Genomic DNA, 23,133 nt, shown 5'->3' with positions numbered 1-23,133 from the left:
CGGCTCTGCCATGTCACAGAAGAAGCCCCTTGTCTCCGTCGTCATCCCCAACTACAACTACGGCCGGGCGCTCGAACTCTGCCTGCGTGCGGCCCTGGCCCAGACGTACGAGCCCTTGGAGGTCCTGCTGGTCGACGACTGCAGCACGGACGACTCCGTGGCCGTCGCCGAGGCCTGCGGGGTGCGGGTGATCAGCACCGGCGTCAACAGCGGGGTGGCCACCACCCGCAACACCGGGGCCGCCCACGCCCGGGGCGAGATCATCGTGTTCTGCGACTCCGACGTCGCCATGGAACCCGACGCCGTCGCGTGCGCCGTCGCCCTGCTCGACTCGAATCCGCGCATCGGCGCCGTGTGCGGCACCTACGACGCCGAACCCCTCATCCGGGACAGCCTGATCGAGGAGTACCGCTGCCTCCATCAGTACTACTGGCTGGCCGAGACGGAGGGCCGCATCGGCACCGTGCACACCGCGATCCTCGCCATGCCGGCCCAGGTCTTCGCCGAGATCGGCCCGTTCAATCCCCGGCTGCGGCACACCGAGGACGGTGACTACGCCGCCCGGCTCTGCCCGCACTACGAGGTCCACAGCTCCACCACCGTGCGCGGCCGGCACGACCACGACGACACCTGGCGGGTGGTGCTGCGCAAGGTGTTCCACCGCACCCGGCTGCACATCCCGCTCTATCTGCGCCGCGGCGACCTGCCCGGCGGCATCGCCACCGGACCCCGCGCGAGCGCCAGCGTGGCCGCGCTGTCGGCGATCCTCACTGTGCCGCTGGCGGCCGTCTCCCCCCTGTGGCTGTTGCTGTCCGCGGTCCTGCTGGGCTTCTCGGTCCTCGCGGACACGGCCCTGTACCGCTTCGTCCTGCGGCGCCGCGGACCGCTGTTCACCGGGTACTTCGTGTTCGCGCACTTCGTCGTCAACGCGGTCATCGCGGCCGGAGCCGGCGTCGGTGTCCTGCAGTGCCTGGCGTCCCAGCGCTTCCGCCGCCTGTACGAACCGGCCGGGCGCGGCGACGCGGTGCAGGCGCTGGCATGACCCAAGCCCCGGTGCCCGAGACCCTGTCGGGCGGCGACGCCGCCGAGCGCCCATTGGACACGAGGACCAACGCCCCTGTACACACGCGGAGTTGGCCGGGCACGGCCCTCCTTGTCGTCGCCGTGCTCTGGACCCTGTTCGTGGCAGGCCGTGCCGTGTTCAGCGGGCGGTGGTGGCTGTGGAACGGCGTCGGGCTCGCCCCGCCCCTCGCCTGCCTGCTGATCCCGCTGGTTCTGCTCGTCCCGGCCGCCCTGACCCGGCGGCGCCTGCTCACCGTGGGCGTGGTCCTGACCTCGCTGCTGCTGGGCTCCTGGCAGGCGGGCCTGCACCCCGGCGCCCTGTTCCGCGGCCAGGGATCCGTCCCGCCCGGCGCGTTGAAGGTGGTCAGCTGGAACACCTTCTTCTGGGACCAGGACAGCGACAAGGACGCGTTCTACGCGTATCTCAAGTCCCGTGCCGCGGACGTCTACCTTCTCCAGGAGTACGAGTACGCCCGCGCCGGCCGGCCCGCTCCCATCGACGAACTCGCCCGCATCAAGGCGGAGTTCCCCGGATACCACGTGGCGACGCGAGGCGAGTTCCTCACGCTCTCGCGCTATCCCATCGTCCGGACCGAGGCCCTGCGCCCCTCCGACCTCGCCGAGCCCGACACCGACTGGGCCGACTACTGGAACATCCGAGTGCTGCGCACGGACGTCAGGGTCGACGGACAGGTTCTCTCCCTCTACAACACCCACCTGCCCGACCTGCTGAACGTCGACCGCAACCCGCTCTCACCCTCCTACTACCGGTCCGTGCACCAGCTGTCCGACCGCCGCGACGCCCATTTCCGGTCGCTGCGCGCGGACTTGAAGGCCAACCGGAACCCGGTGGTGCTCGCCGGCGACCTCAACGTGCTGCCCGGCACCGGGGACCTGCGCTGGTTCGACGGCCTGCGCGACGCGGCCGACAAGGGCGACTCGCTGTACCCGGCGACCTTCCCGGTGCGCGGCCCCGCACTGTGGCGGCTCGACTGGGCGTTCGTCTCCCCCGCCCTCCGCCTGCATCGCCAGTCCCTGATGGATCCGCCCGCGGACCTGTCCACGCATCGGCTGATCGATCTGCGCCTCTCCCTGCCCGACTCCGGGGACCCTGCCCCGCCCACGGAAAAGGACGGTTCATGACCAGGCGTCCCGCACGGTCGCCACGCTTCGACGTGACGATCGTCCTCACGTACTACCTGCCCTACACGAGCGGACTGACCGAGGTGGCCCGCACGGTCGCGGAAGGGCTGGCCGCGCGCGGCCGACGGGTGGCGGTGGTCACCACCCGGCACGACCGCGGCCATCCGGCACGGGAGACGCTCAACGGCGTCGAGGTGTTCCGGACGCCGGTGGTGGCCCGCATCGGACGCGGCACGATCAGTCCGGGATTCGCGCCGCTGGCCGGGCGCATCGCCCGCGATTCGGGGGCGGTCCAGATCCATCTGCCGATGCTGGAGGCCGGTCCGGTGGCGCTGCTGGCCGGTTCCACGCCCGTGGTGTGCACGCATCACGACGACGTGTGGCTGCCCAAGAGTGTGCCGGCCGCCCTTCAGGTGCCGGTGGTGGACGCGTCGGTCGGCGCGGCCCTGCGCCGATCGTCGGCCGTCGTCGTCAACAACCTCGACCACGCGGAGCATTCACGCCATTGGCACCTCATGCGGGAACGCCGCCTGCTGACCATCGCACCGCCCTGCCGGGAGCGCCGGCCCGCCCCTGCCACCTTCCGGGAGAGCGACGGCCCGCACATCGGCTTCCTCGGCCGGATCGCGCCGGAAAAGGGCCTGCACCATCTGGTCGACGCCTTCCGCCGGTTGACCGATCCCGAAGCGCGGCTGATGATCGCGGGGGACTATTCCAAGGTGGCGGGAGGCAGCGTGGTCAGCGCCCTGCGGGAGCGGGCCGGGGACGACTCCCGGATCCGGTTCACCGGGTTCCTCGACGACGCACAAGTGGCGGAGTTCTACTCGTCGTTGGACGCCTTCGCGCTGCCGTCCGTGGCGGAGGAGTCCTTCGGCATCTCCCAGACGGAGGCCATGATGATGGGCGTGCCGTCCGTCGCGAGCGACGCCCCCGGCATGCGCGTGCCCGTCTCCGACACCGGGTTCGGCCGGCTCTTCCCGACCGGCGACGCCGCCGCTCTGGCGGACGCGTTGAGGGAGGTCGTCGCCTACTCGCCGCAGCGCCGCGCCGAGGGGATGCGCGCGACGCGGGCCCGCTACGGCACACAGAGTTGCGTCGACGCCTACGACGGGCTGTTCCAGGAGTTGCGCGGTGCACGAGAGGTCCCGGTGTGATCGAAGAGCTTGTGCGGTGGGCGGCGGTGGCCTGGGCGGTGTTCCTCGGCGCGCACCTGGTGCTCAACGGGCGTTGGTGGGCCTGGTTGTTGCCTTCGTTGATGCCGCCGCCACTGTTCGTCCTGGTGCCGTGCGCGCTGGCCGGTGCGGCCTGGGCGACCGGCGATCTCGTCGCGGCCGTGGTGGCGGGCGCCACCCTGATACTGGGCGCGCGTCAGAGCGGGCTGCATCCGGGCGCGCTGGTGCGAAGGCCGCGTGGGACGCCCGGCGAGACCGCGGTGAGGGTCGTCTCGTGGAACACCCAGCACTGGTGTCAGACCAAGGAGGCGGACCCGTTCTACGCCTTCCTGCGCGAACTGGACGCGGACGTCTACCTGTTGCAGGAGTACCACAACGACGTGTTCGACGGCACGTATCGCCTCATCGACGACGAGGCGCGGCTGCGCGCCGAGTTCCCCGGGCACGAGGTGGTCATCGCCCGAGGTCTGGTCACCCTGTCCCGGCTGCCGGTGGTGGCGACCGTGGAGACGGCGGCACGGCGGGTGTTGCGTGTGGACCTGCGGCTGCCCGGCGGCCCGGATCGCGTGCTGTCCACCTTCAACGTCCACATCCCCGTGCAACTGCGCCTCATCAACCCGCTGCGTGCGGAGTTCTACCGCGCCGTCCGGCAGCGGGCGGGTGATCGGAAGCGCGAGTACGCGGGATTGCGCCGCGATGTCTCCGACTGCCCCAACCCCGCCTTGATCGCGGGGGACTTCAACACCACACCCGCCGTGGGCGACGTACGGCACATCGCCGCGCTCGGCGTCGACGCCGTGCCGTTGACGGGAAGGTTCCACCCCGTCTCGTGGCAGGCCCGTGCGGGCATGCGCTGGTGGCGCCTGGACTGGGTGCTCAGCACGGCAGGAGCACGGGTGCACAGCTACCGCTTCCGCGATCCGCGCGGGCTGTCCGACCACTGCGTCCAGGAGGTGTCCGTCTCGCTCGCCGACCCGGATGCCCCCGCACCCTCCCCCACCCGACACGACCGAGAGGCACCGCACGATGCGCTACCGCTATCTGGGAAGCACCGGCCTGAGGGTCAGTGAGCTCTGCCTCGGAGCCATGACCTTCGGCCGCGAGACCGACGAGGCCACCAGCCACGCCATGCTCGACCGTTTCGTCGACGCGGGCGGCAACTTCGTCGACACCGCCGACATCTACTCCGCGGGCGTCTCGGAGGAGATCACCGGGCGCTGGCTGAAGCGGCGGCGGCGCGAGGACGTCGTGGTCGCCTCGAAGGTCCGGTACGCCATGGGCGACGGCCCCAACGACCGTGGCCTGGGCCGCGCTCACGTGATCGCCGGGGTGGAGGCGACCCTCCGTCGGCTCGGCACCGACTACCTCGACGTCTACCAGGTGCACGCCTGGGACCCGGGCACCCCGCTGCGGGAGACGCTCGCCACGCTCGACACGTTGGTCACCTCGGGGAAGGTCCGCTACCTCGGCGCGAGCAACTTCTCCGGCTGGCAGCTCCAGAAGGCCATCGACCTCAGCCACGCCAACGGCTGGGAGCCCTTCACCTGTCTCCAGCCCCTCTACAACCTCCTCGACCGCGAGGCCGAGTGGGAGCTGCTTGAGGTCAGCCGCAACGAGGGGCTCGGTGTGATCCCGTGGAGCCCGCTGCGCGGTGGGTGGCTCAGCGGCGCGATCCGGCGCGGTATGTCGGGGCCGGTGTCCGGTACCCGGGTGGAGACGGCCGGGCAGCTCGGGTGGGGTGAGCGGTGGGACGTCTACAACCAGGAGGAGCGCACCTGGCGGGTACTGGACGCACTGCACGAGGTGGCCGACCGGACCGGTCTCGCGCCTGCCCAGGTGGCCCTCGCCTGGCTGCTGGAACAGCCGGGAGTGACCGCGCCCATCGTGGGCGCGCGCACGATGGAGCAGTTGGAGACCAATCTGGGCGCGGCCGGCCTCGACCTGGAACCGTCCGACGTCGAACAGCTCACCCGCGCCAGTGACCAGCGCCTGCCCTACCCCTACAACGTGATCGAGACGGACCCGGAGCGCCGCTGACCGCACCGGCCCGGACGACCGGCAGCCCGTCCTCCCTGGCTCAGGGACGAGAGGACGGGCTGCCGGATTCCGCCGGGCGCCGGCGGTTCGGCGCCGGGGCCGGTGGTGCGGGCGTCCGCGTCAGCCGGAAACCCGCACCACCGTCGTCGCCCCCGCCCGGACCGTCGGCGTCGCGTAGGTGTACGTCACGCCGTCGACCTTCTTGGTGTGCACGCGCTGCGGGACACCGTTGACCGTGATCTTCTTGTGGACCCCGGCGAAGCGGGCCTCCCACTGGTAGGAGCCCTTGCGCGCGTTGTTCGTCAGCGTGGTCTTCGTCGCGCCGTCGTGCCGCACGGTCACCGAGCCCGTGCCGATGGGGACGTCCGCCGCCTGGAGCCACTTCATGCCGGAGGGCAGCCGGGACTGGGTGGTCACCTTGTGGTTCGGCGCGTCCGGGGTGATGCCCATCAGGCCCTGGACGGTCTGGCTGACCAGGGTGAACGACACCTCGGGGTAGTCGCCGTTGGGGCCCTGGCTGGAGTTGATGTGCTGGATCTCCCGCTCGCCGTAGATCTTCTTCATCCACTGCCAGGCGGTGTCGTTGCGGTTGTTCTTGAAGAACATGTCCGGGAGGTACGTCGTCGACTCGATGTTGGGCGAGCCGTTCGGGCCCAGCTCCTGCTGCTGGATGTAGTCGAGGTAGGCGTCGTTGCGCGGGCCCGGGTCGATGATCTGCTTCATCGGCATGAACACGCTGTTCTCCTTCCCCCAGCCGGTGACCGGGGTGCCGGAGAGGGTGTAGGCGCGCACCATGTCGGCGCCGGTTCCGGTGCCGCTCCACTTGTCGTTGAAGTACTTCTTGAGGTCGGCGGCCTTCTTGTCGTACGTCTTGGCGAGCTTGGTGTCGCCCTTGCCGCGCGCGAGGACGGCCATCGCCAGGTACGCCTGGTACTCGGAGGCGATGCCGTCCCCGGCCTCGGCGAGTCCGTCGCCGTCCTGCTCGTTGTAGCTGGCGGCGCCCTGGAAGATGCCGTTGCCCGTCCCCTCGGCGACCTTGACCTTGCCGTTGTCCACGGCGGAGTTGTGCAGGTCGATGAACTGGTCGGTGGCGTGCCGGTAGAACTCCCACAGCGCCGGGTCGTCCACGTACCGCCGGTCACCGGTCCACAGGTACGCCTGGGCCGCCTTCTCGACGAGTTCGAAGGTGGCCGGCACCTCGCGCACGAAGTTGTCCGGCGTCTTGTAGTCGATGCTCAGGTAGGTCTTGGCGTCGAAGTTGAGTGACCAGACGGGGAAGTACTTGTGCTCGGCGGTGGCCGATGCCGCGTAGGAGCGGAGCATGTTCTCGTTCTCGTCGTCGAGACCGATGAGGTGTGCGCCGGCCAGCTGGTGGGTCATGTCACGGGAGTAGTAGGCGCTGCGGTTGGCGTATCCGGCCCAGTAGGTGGGCCCGTACGTCGCGGTGCCCGTGCCGCCGACCTGGTACTCGTCCACGTTGACCGGGCCGACCGTGCCGGGCAGTTGCGTCCAGCTGTTGGCCTTCTTCTTGGCCCAGTCGAACATCGCGGCGACCTCGGGGTCGGACGAGGTGACCTTGGGGTCGGCGGACGCGGCCGGGGAGATCATCAGGTCGTCGGCGTTGACCCAGGCGGTGCCGGAGCCGAACTCGATCTGCAGCCGGTCGCCGGTCTTCAGCGTGACGCCACTGATGGTGTAGCGCGCGTAGCCGGGGTGCTGCGGCAGGGTGATCGTCTGGACGGTCTGGCCGTTGCGTCTGACGGTGTACGTGCCGCCGGTGCCGGCGCTGCCGATCCAGGCGGAGAAGTCGTAACTGCCGTTCCTGGGCGCGACGACGGTCACCTGTCCGCTCTTGCCTGCGCCGGCGTCGAGGTAGAGGAAGCGCTCGCCGCCGTGCCGGTTGCCGGTGCCGACACCGGCGCCCGAGGTGAAGGTCCAGCCCGTGCCCCCGTTCTCGAAGCCGGGGTCCGGGATGGTCAGCTGGGGGCGGGCGGCGGAAGTGCCGTCCGCCGACGCCGTGGCCGACAGCGCGGGTGCCATCGGAACGATCACGGCAACAGCGGTGAGCAGCATGAGCCTGGAGGGCTTCATCGGGTCTCCCGGGTCTTCAGTCACGGCGAGGGTGCGGACGGCCGCGTGGTGGCGGAAAGCTAACAGGGGCGGAAGAGGCGATTCAATGGTCATGCGCAAGAAACATGGAAGACACGCAGACTCACTGCTATCTTCCCTGGACGATTGGGCTGAAAGTTTTCATCCAGTCATTGCAAGTCGAGACTCATCGCACGTGGCGACGGAGGGAACCGTATGAAGGTCGGCATCACCGAGGTCGCGGTCCGGGCGCAGGTGAGCGAGGCCACGGTCAGTCGTGTCATCAACCGGCGCCAGGGCGTGTCGCGCAGGACGCGCGAGGCGGTCGAGCAGGCGATGACCGACCTGGGGTACGAGCGGCAGACGCGGGGGCAGCTCGTCGCGGTCATCACCGAACTCGTCTCCAACCCGTTCTTCGCCGACATCTGCGAACGGATCGAGTCCACGCTCGCCCCGCACGGACTGAAGACCGTCGTCTGCCCGTGCTTCCCGGGCGGGGTACAGGAGTTGGACTTCCTGACCTCCCTCGCCGACCGGGGTGTGGCCGCGGTCGTCTTCCTGTCCGCCAGCAACACGATCGAGGGCTCGGACCCGGGGGCGTACGAACTCCTGCGCTCGCGAAGGATCCCGTTCGTCGGGATCAACGGCCAGTTCGAGGGCGTGAGCGAGGCGCCGGTCTTCTCCACGGACGACCTACTGGCCGCCGAGCTCGCCGTCGACCACCTCCACCGGCTCGGTCACCGCCGTATCGGCATGGCGTCGGGACCGGTCGGCAACCGTCCCGCCGACCGCCGGGTCAGCGGTTTCATCGCCTCGCTCGCCAAGCGTGGAGTCGAGGATCCGGAGCAGTGGGTGGTCCGGCAGTCCTACACCGTCGAGGGCGGCCAGTCCGCAGCGGTCTCGCTGCTCGGCCGGGGCGCCACGGCCGTCGTCGCGGCGAGCGACTACATGGCTCTGGGCGCGATCCGAGGTGCCCGCCGACAGGGGTACGACGTCCCGGGTGACGTGTCGGTCGTCGGCTACGACGGCGCCATGATCATGGACTTCGTGGACCCGCCGCTCACCACGGTCCGCCAGCCGGCCGACCGCCTGGCCTCGGAGGTGGCCCGCAGTGTCCTCGCCCTGGTCGGCAACCGTGACGTGCCCGTCGGCGAGCTCCTCTTCGACCCGGAGCTGGTGATCCGCGCGAGCACGGCGGCGCCGAAGACGGAGTGAGGCGTCGACCGTCGATGCCGGTCGCGGTTGCTCGTCCGGACCATTGACCTAGACATCGGATCTAAGGACACTCTGGCCGGAGGTTCGGCCGACTGATCGACAGAAACTCACCTATTCATCGGGTGTTTCATGATTCACGGATGCTCCGGAGGAGCTATGCCAAAGTCCCGGTTCGTGTTTCTCGGGTTGTCGCTCGCGCTGCTCGGAGGTGCCGCCAGTCCTGTCGTCGCGGCACCGGCCGCAGCGCGCCAGGCGAGACCGGTGGTGGTCGACGTGGACGACTACGGCGCCGACCCCACCGGCAGGAAGGACTCCGCGCCCGCCTTCGCCGCGGCGCTGCGGCACGCCAAGAAGGTCGACGGCGACCGACCGGTCAAGGTCGTCTTCTCCAGGGGCACCTACCAGATCTACCCCGAGCGGGCCGAGACGCGTGAGCTGTACGTCTCCAACACCGTTGGCGCCGACCAGCGTTACCGGGACAAGAAGATCGGGCTGCTCGTCGAGGACATGCAGGACGTCACCGTCGACGGCGGCGGGGCCAAGCTCGTCTACCACGGTCTACAGACGGCGTTCGCGTCGATCCGCTCGACGAACGTGACGTTCCAGAACTTCTCGTTCGACTACGCGGCCCCCGAGGTCATCGACGCGACCGTCGCCACCGCCGGCGTCACCGACGGACACGCCTACCGCGTCCTGAAGATCCCGGCCGGCAGCCCGTACGAGGTGAACGGCACGCACATCACCTGGCTCGGCGAGAAGAGCCCGGCCACCGGGCAGCCGTACTGGTCAGGCACCGACGGACTCCAGTACACGCAGATCCACGACCCCAAGGCGCAGAAGACCTGGCGTGCGGACAACCCGTTGTTCAACGACGTCGCCTCCGTCACCGACCTCGGCGGCCGGCGGATCCGCATCGACTACAACGGCGCGTCACAGCCGACGGACGCCGGTCTCGTCTACCAGATGCGGCTCATCGAGCGGACCGAGCCGGGCGCCTTCATCTGGGAGTCCAAGAACGTCACGATGCGTTCGATGAACGCCTACTACCTCCAGTCGTTCGGTGTGGTGGGGCAGTTCAGCGAGAACATCTCCATCGACAAGGTGAACTTCGCGCCGGACCCGAAGTCCGGCCGCTCGACCGCCTCGTTCGCGGACTTCGTGCAGATGTCCGGCGTCAAGGGGAAGGTCTCGATCACCCGGAGCGTCTTCGACGGTCCGCACGACGACCCGATCAACATCCACGGCACCTACCTGGAAGTCGTAGGGAAGCCCGGGCCGAACACCCTGACCCTCGCCTACAAGCACCCGCAGACCGCCGGATTCCCGCAGTTCGCCCCGGGTGACGAGGTCGAGTTCACCACCAAGCGCACGATGACCCAGCTGACCCCGGCACACGCCAAGGTCACCGCGGTCGACGGGCCGAGCGGGATGGACCACGACAAGTCGCTGACCACGATGACCGTCACCTTCGACCGTCCGGTCCCCGCCGGGACCGAGATCGGCGGCACGGTCGTGGAGAACATCACGGCCACCCCGTCGGTCGTCATCTCCGGCAACGTGTTCCGCAACGTGCCCACCCGCGGCATCCTCGTCACCACCCGCAAGCCGGTCCTGATCACCGGCAACCGGTTCGACGCGATGTCCATGGCCAGCATCTACGTCTCCGCCGACGCCTACCAGTGGTACGAGTCCGGGCCGGTCTCCAACCTGACCATCCGCGACAACTCCTTCACGAGGCCCAGCGGTCCGGTCATCTTCGTGGAGCCGACCAACCAGGTCGTCGACCCGGCGAACCCGGTGCACCACAACATCTCGGTCGAGCACAACTCGTTCGACATCGGTGACGTGACCGTGGTCAACGCCAAGAGCGTCGGCGGGTTCACCTTCACCGGCAACACGGTGCGACGGCTGGACAAGGCGGACCAACCGCCGTACAGCTCACCGCTGTTCGTCTTCCACGGCAGTTCGGACATCCGGATCGCACGCAATCACTACGACAAGGGCCTCAACACGTCCGTCGTCTCGGACTGAGACCGAAGCGAGGGGCGGCCGTCCCGGCCGCCCCTCAACAGCTCTCAAAATCCTATGTGATCTCACTCCATCACGACGGAGCGGCAATCGCTGCACGGGTCTTGACGTGGCAATCACCCCTCCCCCAGCATCACGCACAACCGAAATCCTATTTGATTCAAGTGGGGCAAGCACCATGAGCCGTCGTAGATCCGTGCTGTCAGCCACCATCACCCTCTTCCTCCTCGCCGCCTCGACAGCCGCCTGCACCATCAAGAACTCCGACGACCCGGGTGCGGCCGACACCGCTTCCGCGCGGACCGGTGGCGGGTCGGCCGAGCTCGCCGACGGTTCCAAGACCAAGGTCGCGCTGGTACCCGGCGGAGCCCACCCCTACTTCCAGCCCTGGAAGACAGCCGGCGCGGAGGCCAAGAAGACCCTCGGGCTCGGTGACGTGACGTTCGACGAGACCGCCGAGTGGGACCAGCAGAAGCAGAACGACCTGCTGTCGACGCTGGCCGCCCGCGGCTACAACGCGTTCGGCATCTTCGGGGTGTCCCCGACCGACATCAACTCCACCTTCGCCGACCTCAAGTCCCAGGGCTACGCCGTCGCCTCGCTCGCGTCCTGCCCCGCCGGCGGCACCAACGACGCCGACTTCTGCCTGTCCACGGACGTGGAACTCGCCGCCTACAAGGCCGCGCAGGCCGCCATCAAGGCGATGGGCGGAAAGGGTGCCCTCGTCCACCTCACGGGCAACAACGTGGACGCCAACACCCAGTTGAGGATGAAGGGCGTACAGAAGGCGGTGCAGGAGACCGGCGGCAAGGTCACGCTGCTGCAGACCATCACCGACATCGACAAGGACCTGCAGACCGCGCAGAAGGCGGTCTCCGACCTGCTCGCCGCCAAGGGTTCCAAGATCCAGGGCATCGTCTCGACGGCGTACAACCCGGCGGTCGCCGCCGCCGAGGCCGTACGCGAGTCGGGGTCGAAGGCGAAGGTCGTGGCGATCGACGACGACGCCAAGATCCTCAGCTCCATCAAGAACGGCTCCGTGACCGCGACGGTCGTGCAGAACCCCGTCGGCCAGGCGGAGATCGGCACCTGGGCCCTCGCGCTGCTGCAGACCAAGCAGTGCACGATGGCGAAGCCCGGACAGATCATCGACTCCGGTTCCTTCGTCGTGACGAAGGCGAACGTCGCCGACTACGACAGCGCACGGCAGGCCAAGACCGCCGAGCTGAAGAAGCAGTTCGCCGACACGTACCTCAACTGCCGCTGAACGCCCGGGCCACGGACGAAAGAAAGCCGCCACACCCCATGAGCATCATCACCAACGCCACGGCCCTGCTGGCCGACATCGCGGTCGAGACCGACCGCACCGACGCCGTGCAGTCGTTCGTCAAGCAGGAGACGATCCTCGTCCGGCTGACCACGGCCGACGGCCTGGAAGGCACCGGTTACGCCTACACGATCGGCACCGGCGGAACCTCCGTCCTCGCCCTGCTGCGCGACCACCTCCTGCCACTCCTCGCCGGCAAGGACGCACGCAATGTCGAGGCCCTCTGGCAGGAGCTGTTCGGCCTGACCCGCGCGACCACCACCGGCGCCATCACCTCGCTCGCGCTCGCCGCGGTCGACACCGCCCTGTGGGACCTGCGCTGCAAGCGCGCCGGCGAGCCTCTGTGGCGGCTGGCCGGCGGTCACCGGCAGCACGTCCCGGTGTACGACACCGAGGGCGGCTGGCTCCACCTCAGCACCGAGGACCTGGTCAAGGGGGCCCTGGCCGCGAAGGACGCGCAATGGGCCGGCGTCAAGATCAAGGTGGGCAAGCCGCACATCGCCGAGGACGCGGAGCGGCTGCGCACGGTACGCGAGGCCGTCGGACCGGCGCTGCACATCATGACGGACGCCAACCAGTCGCAGTCGCTGTCGCGTGCCGTCCAACTGGCCGCCGCACTGGAGCCGTTCGACCCGTACTGGCTCGAAGAGCCCATGCCCGCCGACGACATCAGCGGCCACGCGACTCTCGCCCGCTCGACCCGGATCCCGATCGCGGTGGGTGAGTCGATGTACTCGCCGATGCAGTTCCGCACCTACCTGGAGACCGGCGCCGCGTCCATCGTGCAGGTCGACGTCGCCCGCGTCGGCGGCATCACCCCGTGGCTCAAGGTGGCGCACCTGGCGGAGACCTTCAACGTCATGGTCTGCCCGCACTTCCTGATGGAGCTGCACGTCAGCCTGGTCGCCGCGGTCCCCAACGGCGCGTACGTGGAGTACATCCCGCAGCTGCGCGCCGTGACCCGCACCGAACTGACCGTCCAGGACGGTCTGGCCACGGCACCCGACGAGCCGGGCATCGGCATCGACTGGGACATGGACGCCCTAGAGGACCGGAGGGTGTCATGAAGACGGCCGCCGTCACCGAGCCCGACAGCGGGACGAACCGCCCCACCGAAGGAGCGCGCCCCGCCCACCGGTTGCCGTTCTGGGTCAACCAGCGGCTGGGCCTGCTGGTGCTGATCATCGCGCTCAGTATCCTCTTCGGCTCGCTGCGGCCGGCGTTCTTCGACGCCCGGCTGGTCCTCTTCCCACTGCTCAGGGACATCTCGACGCTGACCGTGGTCGCCCTCGCGCAGATGGTGGTGCTCTCCATCGGGCACATGAACCTCGCCGTGGGTCGTATGGCCGCCTTCGGCGCCCTCTTCGCCGGGTTCGGCTACGACCGGCTCCATCTGCCGCTCGTGCTCGGCCTGTTGCTGTGCCTGGTCGCCGGCTGCGTCATCGGCGCGCTGACCGGGTGGATCATCGCCCGCACCGGCGTGAGTTCTTTCGTCGTGACGCTGGCGATGGACTTCGCGCTGCTGGGTCTGGTCTCGCTGCTGTACTCGTCCCTCACCGACAACGCCGCCTTCACGACCCGGCCGGCCGGGCTCGCCGAGCTGCGCTCCTACTCGCTCGCCGACATCTGCGTCGGGCCCGTCTGCGGCTCCCCCGCCATCCCGCAGATGACCCAGTTCACCGTGCTGGCCCTCGTCGTCCTCGGCTTCCTGTACGCCCGTACCCGCATGGGACGCGAACTGCTGCTCACCGGTGCCAATCCCGCCGCCGCCGAGCTGTCCGGCATCCCCACGGGCCGCCGGATCGTCCTGGCGCACGGCCTGTCAGGGCTGCTCGCCGCACTCGCCGGGTTCATGGCCGCCGTCGGCACCGGCACCTTCAGCGCCTCCATCGGCGACGACTTCATGCTGCCCTCGTTCCTCGGGGCGGTCCTGGGCGGGACCCTGCTCACCGGCGGGGTCGTCTCCGTCATCGGCGCCCTGCTCGGCACCTCGCTGGTCGGCGTGATCCGCAAAGGCCTCGACCTGCTCGGGGTCGGCCTCGAAAGCCTCAACATCTACCTCGGCTGCATCCTGCTGCTGGCTCTGTCGGCGGACCGGGTACGCACCGTCGTGTCCTATCGCAAGGTGGTGCGCTCCACATGACCACGCTCCACGACCGGGGAGCCGCCGCCCTCCCCGCGCTGCGGCGCTTCTCCCGCTCCACGACGATGACCCTGCTGTGCGTGGTCCTCGCGGGCTATCTGGCGCTGGGCATCTCCTCGTCGGGCGACTTCTTCGAGGGTCCCTCGCTCCGCACCTTCCTCCAGTACCTCGCCACGCCGATCCTCATCGGACTGGCCCAGATGGTGGCCCTGTGCGTCGGGCAGCTCAACCTCGCCGTCGGCGCCCTCGGCGGTTTCAGCGCCTGTCTGATGGGTGTGCTGATGGCCGACCACGGCGTCCCCGCCGTACTGGCGGTCCTCATCGGCGTGTTGAGCGCCACCCTGATCGGGCTGGTGACGGGCGTGTTCATCGTCGCCACCCAGATCAACGGCTTCATCGTCACGCTCGGCACGATGACGATCCTGCTCGGCGCGCAGTACCGGCTGTCGGGAACGCGGACCATCGACGGGTACTCCGCCACGCTGCGCGACCTCGGCCGTTCGGCGCCGCTGAACATCCCCCTCGTCTTCGTCACCGCGCTCGTCGCGGCGGCGCTGCTTGCCGCGTTCGTGTACCGCACGGTCGCCGGCCGACGGCTGCTGGCCGCCGGCGGAAACCCCCTCGCCGCGCGGCTGTCGGGCATCTCCACCGACCGGCAGATCGTCCTCGCGCACACCCTGTCGGGACTGCTCGTCGGCATCGCCGCGCTGACCGCCACCGCCTCCCTGCCCGGCGTCAACCGCAGCGTCGGCGGCGACTGGCTGCTGCCCAGCTTCGCGGCGCCGATCATCGGCGGGGTCGCCCTGACCGGTGGCTCGGTGGCCGTGTTCGGCACGGTGCTCGCCGCGTTCGTGATGCGCCTGATCGACACCGCCCGCGCCCAGTACTCGCTCGACCCGAGCTGGGTCAACTTCCTCATCGGCGTGGTCGTACTCGGCACGGTCGTCGGCGGCCGGATGCGCGAGACCCACCTCGACAAGAAGGGCCGGACGGCCGGGCGCACCCCACCCGTGCCACCGGACAGCGGACCGCAGCCGGCCGGCGCACTGCCCACGACGGGAGGCACACGATGAGCGAGACCCTGTCGGAAGACGGTCCGCCGGAGGGCGGTTCGGCGGAGGGCGGCTCGGCCAAGGACATGGTGCGGGGAGACGTCCTGCTGGAGTGCGAGGACATCGTCAAGGTCTTCCCCGGTGTACGCGCCCTCGACGGTGTGGGCCTGCGGCTGGCCGCCGGCTCCGTGCACGCGCTGCTCGGCGAGAACGGCGCGGGAAAGTCGACGCTGATCAAGGTGATCACCGGGGTGCACACCCCCGACGGCGGCAGGCTCGTGCGGGGCGGTGAGGAGATCCACCTGCGCTCCCCGCTGGAGGCCACCCGGGCCGGGATCGGCGTCGTCCACCAGGAGCGCAACCTGATCCCCGGCTTCTCCGTCGCGGAGAACATCACCCTGCAGAACCCGCCCTCGCGGCGCGGCCTGGTCGACCGGGAGGCGATGACCGCCCCCGCCGAGCGCTGCCTGGCCGAACTCGGACTGGACCTCGACCCGCACCGCCCGGTGCGCGAACTGTCCGTCGCCCAGCAGCAGTTGGTGGAAATCGCGAAGGCCCTGTACACCGAGAGCCGGGTCCTCCTGCTCGACGAGCCGACCGCGTCCCTCTCCCCGCAGGAGGCCGAGCGCCTCTTCGACGTCGTACGGCGGCTCACGGAACGCGGCACATGTGTCGTCTTCGTCAGCCACAAGCTGGAGGAGGTCTTCGCGGTCTGCGACACCGTCACCGTCCTGCGCGACGGCCGCTCCGTCCTGGAGTCCGCCCCCCTCGCCCAGCACACCCAGGACGACGTGGTCACCCTCATGGTCGGCCGCACCCACGCGGTGACGGACATGGCCCCGCGCAGCGTGGACACCTCCGCGGCCCCGGCGCTGTCCCTCACCGGCGTCTCCACGGCGGCGGGCCACGAGGACATCTCGCTCAGCGTCCGTCCCGGGGAGATCGTCGGCCTGTACGGCCTGGTCGGCGCGGGCCGCAGCGAACTGGTCAAGGCCGTCCTGGGCCTCGACCGCGTCACAGGCGGCGAGATCCAGGTCTACGGCAGGACGGCGCGGATCGGTTCGCCGCGCGAGGCCCTGCACGAGTACGGCATCGGGTACCTGACCGAGAACCGCAAGGAAGAAGGCGTCTTCCTTGAGCAGCCCATCGTCCGGAACATCACGGTGACGGTGTGGAAGCGGCTCGCGCGGGCCCTGGGATACGTCTCCTCGCGGGCGGAACAGGAGGTCTCGCAGGATCTCGTCGACCGCCTGAGCATCCGTGTCTCCGGCCTCCAGCAGAACGCGGGTGAACTCTCCGGCGGCAACCAGCAGAAGGTGAGCCTGGCGAAGTGGCTCGCTGCGGACACCAGGCTGCTCGTCGTCGACGAGCCGACCGTCGGCGTGGACGTCCGCACCAAGCACGCCTTCCACGAACTCATCTGGGAGCTGGCCCGAGGCGGTCTGCCCATCCTGCTCATCAGCAGCGACCTGGCGGAGATGATCACGCTGGCCGACCGGGTCGTCGTCATGGCCGACCACCGCATCCGCGGGGAGGTGGACAACGACCACGACTACGATCGGATGAGCGGGCGGATCATCCGCGTCATCCACGACCGTGCTGTCTCGGTCGTATCCCCAGTTCCTACGAAGGGTGCCACCGCGTGAGACGGGTCGCACAGGTCATCCGCGTCCACCCCGAGAAGCTGGACGAGTACCGAGAACTCCACCGCGCGGTACCCGGTCCCGTCCTGGATCGGATAAGGCGCAGCCATATCGCCAACTACTCGATCCACCTGCTGGGAGACCGGCTGTTCAGCTACTTCGAGTACCACGGGGACGACCTGGAGGCGGACCTCGCCCTGATGGCGGAGGACCCGGCGACGCAGGAGTGGTGGCAGCTGACCGCCCCGTGCCAGGAGCCGGTCGAGGAAGCGGCGCCGGGTGAGTGGTGGGCGTCGACGGAGCAGGTGTTCCTCATGGAATGAAGTCAGGATTCGAACCGGTCCAGTTGGCGCTCCAGGCTGCGGGTGAGGTGCTCCGCCATCGCCTCGGCCGCGCGTTCGGCCCTGCGGCGGAGTATCGCGCGCACCACTCGCCCGTGCTCCGCCGTGGTCGGGTCGCCCTCGCTCCGCAGGCTGCTGAGGCGGAAGACGTGCAGGTGCGCGTGGAGTCGTTGTACCGCGTCCGCGAGCAGCGGACGGTGGGCGGCCTCCGCGATCGCGTCGTGGAAACGCTGGTCCAGGGCGGCGAAATCGCGGTACGCCGCGTACGTACCGGCGGGGCCCGGGTGGGCCTGCATGTCCTCCAGGATCCCCTCGATGGCGTCGAGTTGGGAGTCGTCGGCGTTCAGGGCGGCCAGGGCGGCGGCGCGCGGTTCCAGGAGCAGCCGCATCTCGAACAGCTCCTCCACCCCCTGCCGGGTCAGCAACTCGGTCGCCCGGTATCCCGACAGGGACCGCTTGACGACGAGTCCGTCGGCCTCCAGGCGGGCCAGGGCCTCGCGCACGGGGGTCGGTGATACGTTGAGCGTGCGGGCGACGGCCTCGATGCCGACGCGGGCGCCCGGGGCGATCTCGTGGTCCATGACCATGGTCTTGATGCCCTCGTAGACGCTGTCGGACAGCACCTGACGAACCGGCGCCGCGGACAGCCCGCCCGCTCCGGGCGCCTCGTCGGAGACGGAGGGTTCGTCTGCCGGCATCCGGGTCTCCTCCGTGCTGTGGGCGTTCGCGCGAGGAACAGTTTACCGAGGTGGAGGGATCGGACACCGAAGCGGGCGGAGGCGGACGGACAGGGCAAGGTGGTGCGGCGCACTCCGGCGGGCTGAGCGCCGGGCCTGTTGTCGGTGGTCGTGGGAGTGGTGCTGCTGTGAACGCACCCCCGCCGCCGCTGCCGCGTCCCGCACCGTGATTGGCTGACGTCGGCCACTCCGGCCGACGCCCGAAAGGACACCGCAGTCATGAGCAACGCATACGCCTACGAGTACAAGGTCGTCACCTTCAGGGAGTCACTCATCGGTGACGCGCTCGACAGCGACAAGCTGGAGAAGACCCTCAACAAGCACGCCGCGGAGGGCTGGGCGCTCAAGGCGATCACCGCAGCCGACGTGAAGGGCCGGATAGGCCCCGGCTCCGTCGAAGGCCTCCTCCTCACGCTTGAGCGCCCGCGCGCCTGACGTCGACGAGCCCAACCCGCCCCGCACAGGCCTTTGTCGAGCACGGCGTCACGGTGCCGCACGCAGCTGTGCGGCCTCGTGACGCAGCGCCCCCACGGTGGCCGTCACGTCCAGGTGACCAGCGAGGGCGGTGTCCGCGCCTTCCCCGGCATCGGTGCGTACCACGCCTCGAAGTGGGCTCTCGAAGGTCTGTCGGAGTCCCTCGCCCAGGAGGTGGCGGGCTTCGGCATCCACATCACCAACGTCGAGCCCGGCCCGTATGCCACCTACTGGCTGGCCCGCGGGGCACGGCACAGTGCGGGACTCCCGGACTACGCCGAGGTCCACTCGGCCACCGCGCCGGAGTTCGAGGTCGGCGATCCGCGCGCGACCCGCGCCGCCATCCTGCGGATCGTCGACGCGGACAAGCCTCCGCTGCGGATCCTCCTCGGCAGGTCCTTCACCGACGTGGCCGACCTCTACGAGGAGCGGCTGAGCACGTGGCGTCAGTGGCAGCCGGTGTCGCTGGCCGCGTTCGGCTGAGCCCGGGCGGTTCAGGCCCCGTCGGACGGGAGCGCGTACAGCTGGGGCAGGTTGACCACGATCGCCTCCTGCGTGCTGCGGGCGATGACGACCACGGCTTCCTCGGCGGGGTCGGGGTTCTCCTCGCGGTGCGGCACGAACGGGGGGACGAAGATGTAGTCGCCGGGGGCGGTGCGCAGACGCACCTCCTCCGGCTGGGCGCCCGAGTCGTCGAGGAAGACGAACTCGGGGTGCCCGCTCACCACGTAGATCGCGGTCTCGGACTCGCCGTGGTGGTGGTCGGAGGAGGACGTGGCGGGAGCGACGTGGGTCTGGCCCATCCACAGCTTCTCGGAGCCGACCGTCTTGCCGCTGACGGCGGCGAACCTGCGCATCCCCCCGGTCTGTGCCGTGTCGCCGTCGAGGGCGTCGGCGCGGATGTGGTGGAGGCGCGTGTGCAGGGGTGCCGCCGACTGTCCGGGGGCGTCGTGGAGGTGGGGGTGGAAACCTTCGCCGGGGGTCGTCAGCGGCTCGCTCATGGTCGGGACGCTAGAGCCGTCCCGAAAAGGATGTCAAGAGGTGTCCATTGTCCTTCACCTGCGGCAATGTTCCCGCAATGTAGGAGGGGAACGGCTGGAGGACTTCGTGAAGGGCACCCCGTCGGGCATGATGTGCGCATGCATATCTCCGCGAAGGCGGACTACGCCATGCGGGCCCTGTTGGAGCTCGCCCGAGAACCCGCCCGCCCGCTCACGTGCGAGGCCGTGGCCTCTTCCCAGCAGATCCCCTTCCGGTTCCTGAAGTCGGTCGTGGGCGAGTTGCGGAAGGCCGGTCTCGTGCGCAGTCAGCGCGGTTGCGAAGGCGGGTACTGGCTCGGCCGGCCCGCCGACGAGATCACGCTCCTCGATGTCGCACGCGCCGTGGACGGCGAGTTGATCACCCTGCGGGGCGAGTCGCTCGCCGGGCTCGACTACCCCGGACCCGCCTCCGGCCTGCCCGGCGTGTGGCGCCAGGTGGAGGCGGACGCCGCCGCGATCCTGGGCGGCACGACCCTGGCCGCCCTGCTGCCGGCTCCCGCCGAAGCGGGGGCGGGCGCGGGGCTGAGCGGGAAGGGAGCCGCGTGACGGCCGTACCGGACAGTCCGGCGACGGACGGCGTCGAGGTGGTCGAGTACACCGACCCGCTGTGTCCGTGGGCGTGGGGGTCGGAGCCCGTCTTCCGGCGCCTGCGTGCCGCGTTGGCCGGTCGGGTGCGGTGGCGTCGCGCGTACTGCATCCTCTTCGACCACGACGACGATCCGGCGCCGGATCCCGCGGCGGAGACCGCCTGGTACGCGCGGTACGTCGAGGACATCGGCACCCATACGCGGGCGCCGCGAGCGCTCAAGTTGAGCCGGGTGGCCGCGAGTTCGTGGCCGTCGTCACTGGTCGCCAAGGCCGCCGAGGCGCAGGGCGACGACGTGGCCGACCGGGTGCTGCGCCGACTGCGCGAGACCGTGTTCGTCCTCGGCGAGCCCGCCGACACCCCCGTACTGGCGCTGTCGGCGGCAACGGGCGTGCCCGGTCTGGATGTTGAGCGCCTCGCCGCCGACGCGGCGTCGCCCGAGGTGCTGGAGCGGGTGCGCGCCGATCGCGCCGAGGCACGTCGTCCCGTCGCCGAGGTGCTGTCCGTGCGCGACGGGTCGCCCCATCCCGGCGCCGCCAAGGAGACGGCCGACGGTCAACTCCGTTACGCGCTGCCGACGTTGCTGGTCCGCCGCCACGACCGGTATCGCGTCGTGCCCGGCTGGCGGACGTACAACGAGTACGCCTCCGCGATCGACGAGGTCTGTCCGGGGCTGCTGTCGGAGCCTGTGGCGTCGGCCCCGGCGGAGGCACTCGCGCGGTATCGAAGCCTGACGGATCCCGAGCGCGGGCTGCTGACCAACGGCTCATGGCCGCCGGCCGACGCCGTCCGCGTCGAGACCGCGGGCGGGCCTTTGTGGCTGCACCCGGACGAGGCCGCGGCGCACCCCGCGGCCGGACGCGGCGCACCCTCCACGTCCTGACCGGCCTCTGATCAACGGTCAGGGCCCTCCTGCGACCAGCAGTCGGGAATCGTCCCGTGACCAGTCGTCGGGGTCGTCCCGCCGAATGAGACACCAATTGGTGTCCATTGACAGCCGCCGACGGCTGCCCCCAGGATGAGCAGCATGCTTACGACGCACCCCGGTGTGGTGTGCCGCTACGTGGACCTGCGGCGCACCTGCAGCGCTCTCTGTCGCTGACCCGCCGCCCTCGGCCCACAGGCGCCTGACGCCGCTCTCGTGGACGCCGGCCACCCGCCGCGTCGCCGACCGCCTCCCGTCCTCTCGCGCCCTTCACTTCGCGCTCCGTCGCCTGCTCCCTCTCCTTCTGCTTCCCGGCTCTCCCCCGCGATCCGCCGACACCTCGCGTCCCGAGCGCGACATGTCCCTGTGCGCACCGAAGCCGCACCGGCATGTCCGCCCCGGCCCGAGCGTCGTCCGGCCCCGAGGTGTGCCGCCCTCGCTCCCTCTCCGCTGCCCCGGCGCGGTCCGGAGCCCTCGAAGAAAGAAAAATGATGTCCGGACGACTCACGCCCCGTAGTCACCAGGCGGCCTTCCGCCCCGGCAGACTGCGCGCCGCCGCCCTCGGGACCGCCCTCGTCACCGTGCTCGTCCCCGCCCTCAGCGCCTGCGGCGGCGACGCCGCGTCGGCCGGCGGCAGCGCCACACTGAAGTGGACCTCCTCCTACTTCCCCACCCACTGGGACCCGGTGGTCAGCGGCAGCGGCGCCCAGTTCCGCGAACTGTCCCTGGTCTACGCCTCGTTGACCCGCACCGACGCCACCGGCAAGGCCGTGCCCGACCTCGCCAAGAGCTGGGAGTACAACGCCAAGGGCGACCAGATCACCTTCCATCTGCGCCCGGGGCTCAAGTTCAGCGACGGCGAGCCGGTGGACGCGGCAGCGGTGAAGGCCGCCATCGAGCGCGCCCAGAAGCAGAAGAACTCGGCGCTCTTCGGCGACCTCACCTCGATCAAGTCGGTGGACGCGAACGGGCTGGACGCGGTGCTCCACCTCAGCCAGGTCGACTACCAGATCCCCCAACTGCTCGGTGAGCGCGTCCTGCAGATCGCCAGCCCCAAGGCGGCCAAGTCACCGGCCAAGCTGGACCAGAGCCCGGTCGGCGCGGGCCCGTTCACCGTCACCCAGCTCGTCCCGGGCACCAAGGTCCTGCTGAAGAAGAACCCGGACTACTGGGACGCCAAGGACATCCACATCGACAACGTCGAACTGACCTCGGCCCCCGACGCCTCGACCGTCGTCTCCGGACTCCAGACCGGCGTCTACAACTTCGCCGACATCGAGCCCAGTCAGGCCGAAGCCGCCAAGAAGGCCGGCCTCGACGTCTTCGTCCAGCCCGGCTTCAACGCCAACAACATCAGCCTGAACGTCAACAAGGCGCCGTTCGACAACGACAAGGTCGTCGACGCGGTCCGCTACGCGATCGACCGCCAGGAGTTCGTGGACAAGCTGACCTTCGGCTACGGCTCGGTGACCAACCAGCCGTTCCCCAAGGGCTATGTGGCCTACGACCCGCAGTCCGCGAACGACTACGCCTACGACCCGGCGAAGTCGAAGCAGCTGCTCTCCGAGGCCGGTTACAAGGCGGGACAGATCAAGCTCGACCTCGTCATCCCGGCCGAGGACCCCCAAGCGGAGATCGTCCAGGCGCAGTTGGCGAAGGTCGGCATCACCGTCAACATCAAGATCGACAAGAACTGGGCCACCCCGTTCTTCGCCAAGGACCTCACCTTCTCGCTCTACGGCACCACGGGCCGTGACTCCGCGGCGCAGACCCTGACCGCGCACTTCGGCCCGAACGGCCCGCTCAACCTCAGCACGCCCTACGAACCCGCCGGCTTCGAGGCGGCCATCGCCAAGGTCCGCCAGACCCCGCTCGACTCCCCCGACTACGCGAAGGTCCTCCAGGCGGCGACCCGGGCCGGCCTGCAGAGCAAGGCGCTGGTCTTCACCTACTCCTCGCCCAACCTCATCGCGAAGAGCAAGTCCATCTCCGCCCTGCCCAAGAACCCGGCCCACATCGACTGGACCGGCGTGACCATCGGCGCCAACTGACACTCCGTCACATCCCGGACAGCCACTACAGAGACAGCCCACTACAGAGTCAGCCACCAAAGAGAGGGG

General features: G+C 69.7%; 21 protein-coding genes. 18 read left to right on the top strand and 3 right to left on the bottom strand.

Translation table 11 applies throughout. The features are described 5' to 3' along the window. The first annotated feature begins 10 nt into the window (after positions 1-10). Genes ACIQI8_RS27050 through ACIQI8_RS27030 form a run of 5 tightly spaced genes read left to right on the top strand, consistent with a single transcriptional unit; the run spans position 11 to position 5,414 of the window. Positions 11-1,042 (top strand): glycosyltransferase family 2 protein, encoded by a 1,032-nt coding sequence (locus ACIQI8_RS27050; protein ID WP_402355413.1) that lies wholly within the window; start codon positions 11-13, stop codon positions 1,040-1,042. Then, positions 1,039-2,205, top strand: a complete 1,167-nt coding sequence (locus ACIQI8_RS27045) for an endonuclease/exonuclease/phosphatase family protein (RefSeq protein WP_402355411.1) — start codon at positions 1,039-1,041, stop codon at positions 2,203-2,205. Before ACIQI8_RS27050 ends, ACIQI8_RS27045 begins: the two co-directional genes overlap by 4 nt. Continuing rightward, complete coding sequence (locus tag ACIQI8_RS27040; RefSeq protein ID WP_402355409.1) at positions 2,202-3,359, top strand: glycosyltransferase family 4 protein; 1,158 nt, start codon at positions 2,202-2,204, stop codon at positions 3,357-3,359. Before ACIQI8_RS27045 ends, ACIQI8_RS27040 begins: the two co-directional genes overlap by 4 nt. Then, a complete protein-coding gene (locus ACIQI8_RS27035; protein ID WP_402355407.1) occupies positions 3,356-4,447 on the top strand; it encodes an endonuclease/exonuclease/phosphatase family protein in 1,092 nt (363 codons plus the stop codon). The genes ACIQI8_RS27040 and ACIQI8_RS27035 overlap by 4 nt, the downstream gene beginning before the upstream one ends. Further along, complete coding sequence (locus ACIQI8_RS27030) at positions 4,404-5,414, top strand: aldo/keto reductase (protein ID WP_402355405.1); 1,011 nt, start codon at positions 4,404-4,406, stop codon at positions 5,412-5,414. Before ACIQI8_RS27035 ends, ACIQI8_RS27030 begins: the two co-directional genes overlap by 44 nt. 120 nt (positions 5,415-5,534) lie before the next feature. Here the strand turns inward: ACIQI8_RS27030 and ACIQI8_RS27025 are convergent, their stop codons facing one another. Further along, on the bottom strand, positions 5,535-7,505 hold the full coding sequence (locus ACIQI8_RS27025) for a hypothetical protein (protein WP_402355403.1): 1,971 nt from the start codon (positions 7,503-7,505) through the stop codon (positions 5,535-5,537). A gap of 213 nt (positions 7,506-7,718) precedes the next feature. Here ACIQI8_RS27025 and ACIQI8_RS27020 point away from each other — a divergent pair, with 213 nt between their 5' ends. The 8 genes from ACIQI8_RS27020 (at position 7,719) to ACIQI8_RS26985 (ending at position 17,233) form a co-directional block, all read left to right on the top strand. After that, positions 7,719-8,717, top strand: a complete 999-nt coding sequence (locus ACIQI8_RS27020; protein WP_402355401.1) for a LacI family DNA-binding transcriptional regulator — start codon at positions 7,719-7,721, stop codon at positions 8,715-8,717. 156 nt (positions 8,718-8,873) lie between these two features. Next, positions 8,874-10,748: a right-handed parallel beta-helix repeat-containing protein gene (locus tag ACIQI8_RS27015; protein ID WP_402355399.1), complete on the top strand. Its 1,875-nt coding sequence runs from the start codon at positions 8,874-8,876 to the stop codon at positions 10,746-10,748. 175 nt (positions 10,749-10,923) lie between these two features. Further along, positions 10,924-12,012 (top strand): substrate-binding domain-containing protein, encoded by a 1,089-nt coding sequence (locus ACIQI8_RS27010; RefSeq protein ID WP_402355397.1) that lies wholly within the window; start codon positions 10,924-10,926, stop codon positions 12,010-12,012. Between the two features lie 38 nt (positions 12,013-12,050). Further along, complete coding sequence (locus ACIQI8_RS27005) at positions 12,051-13,139, top strand: mandelate racemase/muconate lactonizing enzyme family protein (RefSeq protein ID WP_402355395.1); 1,089 nt, start codon at positions 12,051-12,053, stop codon at positions 13,137-13,139. Then, positions 13,136-14,215, top strand: coding sequence for an ABC transporter permease (locus ACIQI8_RS27000; protein ID WP_402355393.1), 1,080 nt, complete (start codon positions 13,136-13,138; stop codon positions 14,213-14,215). The genes ACIQI8_RS27005 and ACIQI8_RS27000 overlap by 4 nt, the downstream gene beginning before the upstream one ends. After that, on the top strand, positions 14,212-15,288 hold the full coding sequence (locus ACIQI8_RS26995; RefSeq protein ID WP_402355391.1) for an ABC transporter permease: 1,077 nt from the start codon (positions 14,212-14,214) through the stop codon (positions 15,286-15,288). The genes ACIQI8_RS27000 and ACIQI8_RS26995 overlap by 4 nt, the downstream gene beginning before the upstream one ends. Before the next feature lie 65 nt (positions 15,289-15,353). Continuing rightward, positions 15,354-16,913, top strand: a complete 1,560-nt coding sequence (locus tag ACIQI8_RS26990; RefSeq protein ID WP_402356042.1) for a sugar ABC transporter ATP-binding protein — start codon at positions 15,354-15,356, stop codon at positions 16,911-16,913. Then, positions 16,910-17,233 carry an L-rhamnose mutarotase gene (locus ACIQI8_RS26985; RefSeq protein WP_402355389.1) on the top strand — a complete coding sequence of 108 codons (324 nt, stop codon included), beginning with the start codon at positions 16,910-16,912 and terminating at the stop codon, positions 17,231-17,233. Before ACIQI8_RS26990 ends, ACIQI8_RS26985 begins: the two co-directional genes overlap by 4 nt. A 2-nt stretch (positions 17,234-17,235) precedes the next feature. On the opposite strand, the gene ACIQI8_RS26980 is transcribed toward ACIQI8_RS26985, so the two are convergent. Beyond that, positions 17,236-17,949: a GntR family transcriptional regulator gene (locus tag ACIQI8_RS26980; RefSeq protein ID WP_402355387.1), complete on the bottom strand. Its 714-nt coding sequence runs from the start codon at positions 17,947-17,949 to the stop codon at positions 17,236-17,238. 258 nt (positions 17,950-18,207) lie between these two features. On the opposite strand from ACIQI8_RS26980, the gene ACIQI8_RS26975 reads away from it, so the two are divergent. Further along, positions 18,208-18,423, top strand: coding sequence for a DUF4177 domain-containing protein (locus tag ACIQI8_RS26975; protein ID WP_402355385.1), 216 nt, complete (start codon positions 18,208-18,210; stop codon positions 18,421-18,423). A gap of 78 nt (positions 18,424-18,501) precedes the next feature. Next, positions 18,502-18,945 (top strand): SDR family NAD(P)-dependent oxidoreductase, encoded by a 444-nt coding sequence (locus ACIQI8_RS26970; RefSeq protein WP_402355383.1) that lies wholly within the window; start codon positions 18,502-18,504, stop codon positions 18,943-18,945. Positions 18,946-18,956: 11 nt separating this feature from the next. On the opposite strand, the gene ACIQI8_RS26965 is transcribed toward ACIQI8_RS26970, so the two are convergent. Beyond that, positions 18,957-19,463, bottom strand: a complete 507-nt coding sequence (locus ACIQI8_RS26965; RefSeq protein ID WP_402355381.1) for a cupin domain-containing protein — start codon at positions 19,461-19,463, stop codon at positions 18,957-18,959. A 138-nt stretch (positions 19,464-19,601) separates the two neighbouring features. Here ACIQI8_RS26965 and ACIQI8_RS26960 point away from each other — a divergent pair, with 138 nt between their 5' ends. The 3 genes from ACIQI8_RS26960 (at position 19,602) to ACIQI8_RS26950 (ending at position 23,064) form a co-directional block, all read left to right on the top strand. Then, positions 19,602-20,048 (top strand): RrF2 family transcriptional regulator, encoded by a 447-nt coding sequence (locus tag ACIQI8_RS26960; protein WP_402355379.1) that lies wholly within the window; start codon positions 19,602-19,604, stop codon positions 20,046-20,048. Continuing rightward, positions 20,045-20,971: a DsbA family protein gene (locus ACIQI8_RS26955; RefSeq protein WP_402355377.1), complete on the top strand. Its 927-nt coding sequence runs from the start codon at positions 20,045-20,047 to the stop codon at positions 20,969-20,971. The genes ACIQI8_RS26960 and ACIQI8_RS26955 overlap by 4 nt, the downstream gene beginning before the upstream one ends. Positions 20,972-21,504: 533 nt before the next feature. Next, complete coding sequence (locus ACIQI8_RS26950) at positions 21,505-23,064, top strand: ABC transporter substrate-binding protein (protein ID WP_402356039.1); 1,560 nt, start codon at positions 21,505-21,507, stop codon at positions 23,062-23,064. The last annotated feature ends 69 nt before the right edge of the window (positions 23,065-23,133 follow it).

Origin of the sequence: Streptomyces sp. NPDC092369, from assembly GCF_044755245.1 — a bacterium.
Taxonomy (GTDB): Bacteria; Actinomycetota; Actinomycetes; order Streptomycetales; family Streptomycetaceae; genus Streptomyces.
The sequence above is the reverse complement of the archived record's forward strand: the minus strand, read 5'-3'. Positions and strand labels throughout refer to the sequence as shown.

Excerpts from the sequence above, each read along its gene's own strand:
- ACIQI8_RS26990 (WP_402356042.1), top strand. The coding sequence starts at position 15,354 with ATGGTGCGGGGAGACGTCCTGCTGGAGTGCGAGGACATCGTCAAGGTC.
- ACIQI8_RS27000 (WP_402355393.1), top strand. The coding sequence starts at position 13,136 with ATGAAGACGGCCGCCGTCACCGAGCCCGACAGCGGGACGAACCGCCCC.
- ACIQI8_RS26960 (WP_402355379.1), top strand. The coding sequence starts at position 19,602 with ATGCATATCTCCGCGAAGGCGGACTACGCCATGCGGGCCCTGTTGGAG.
- ACIQI8_RS27015 (WP_402355399.1), top strand. The coding sequence starts at position 8,874 with ATGCCAAAGTCCCGGTTCGTGTTTCTCGGGTTGTCGCTCGCGCTGCTC.
- ACIQI8_RS26980 (WP_402355387.1), bottom strand. The coding sequence starts at position 17,949 with ATGCCGGCAGACGAACCCTCCGTCTCCGACGAGGCGCCCGGAGCGGGC.
- ACIQI8_RS26950 (WP_402356039.1), top strand. The coding sequence starts at position 21,505 with ATGTCCGGACGACTCACGCCCCGTAGTCACCAGGCGGCCTTCCGCCCC.
- ACIQI8_RS26975 (WP_402355385.1), top strand. The coding sequence starts at position 18,208 with ATGAGCAACGCATACGCCTACGAGTACAAGGTCGTCACCTTCAGGGAG.
- ACIQI8_RS27025 (WP_402355403.1), bottom strand. The coding sequence starts at position 7,505 with ATGAAGCCCTCCAGGCTCATGCTGCTCACCGCTGTTGCCGTGATCGTT.
- ACIQI8_RS26965 (WP_402355381.1), bottom strand. The coding sequence starts at position 19,463 with ATGAGCGAGCCGCTGACGACCCCCGGCGAAGGTTTCCACCCCCACCTC.
- ACIQI8_RS27030 (WP_402355405.1), top strand. The coding sequence starts at position 4,404 with ATGCGCTACCGCTATCTGGGAAGCACCGGCCTGAGGGTCAGTGAGCTC.
- ACIQI8_RS27050 (WP_402355413.1), top strand. The coding sequence starts at position 11 with ATGTCACAGAAGAAGCCCCTTGTCTCCGTCGTCATCCCCAACTACAAC.
- ACIQI8_RS27040 (WP_402355409.1), top strand. The coding sequence starts at position 2,202 with ATGACCAGGCGTCCCGCACGGTCGCCACGCTTCGACGTGACGATCGTC.
- ACIQI8_RS26995 (WP_402355391.1), top strand. The coding sequence starts at position 14,212 with ATGACCACGCTCCACGACCGGGGAGCCGCCGCCCTCCCCGCGCTGCGG.
- ACIQI8_RS27020 (WP_402355401.1), top strand. The coding sequence starts at position 7,719 with ATGAAGGTCGGCATCACCGAGGTCGCGGTCCGGGCGCAGGTGAGCGAG.
- ACIQI8_RS27005 (WP_402355395.1), top strand. The coding sequence starts at position 12,051 with ATGAGCATCATCACCAACGCCACGGCCCTGCTGGCCGACATCGCGGTC.
- ACIQI8_RS27045 (WP_402355411.1), top strand. The coding sequence starts at position 1,039 with ATGACCCAAGCCCCGGTGCCCGAGACCCTGTCGGGCGGCGACGCCGCC.
- ACIQI8_RS27010 (WP_402355397.1), top strand. The coding sequence starts at position 10,924 with ATGAGCCGTCGTAGATCCGTGCTGTCAGCCACCATCACCCTCTTCCTC.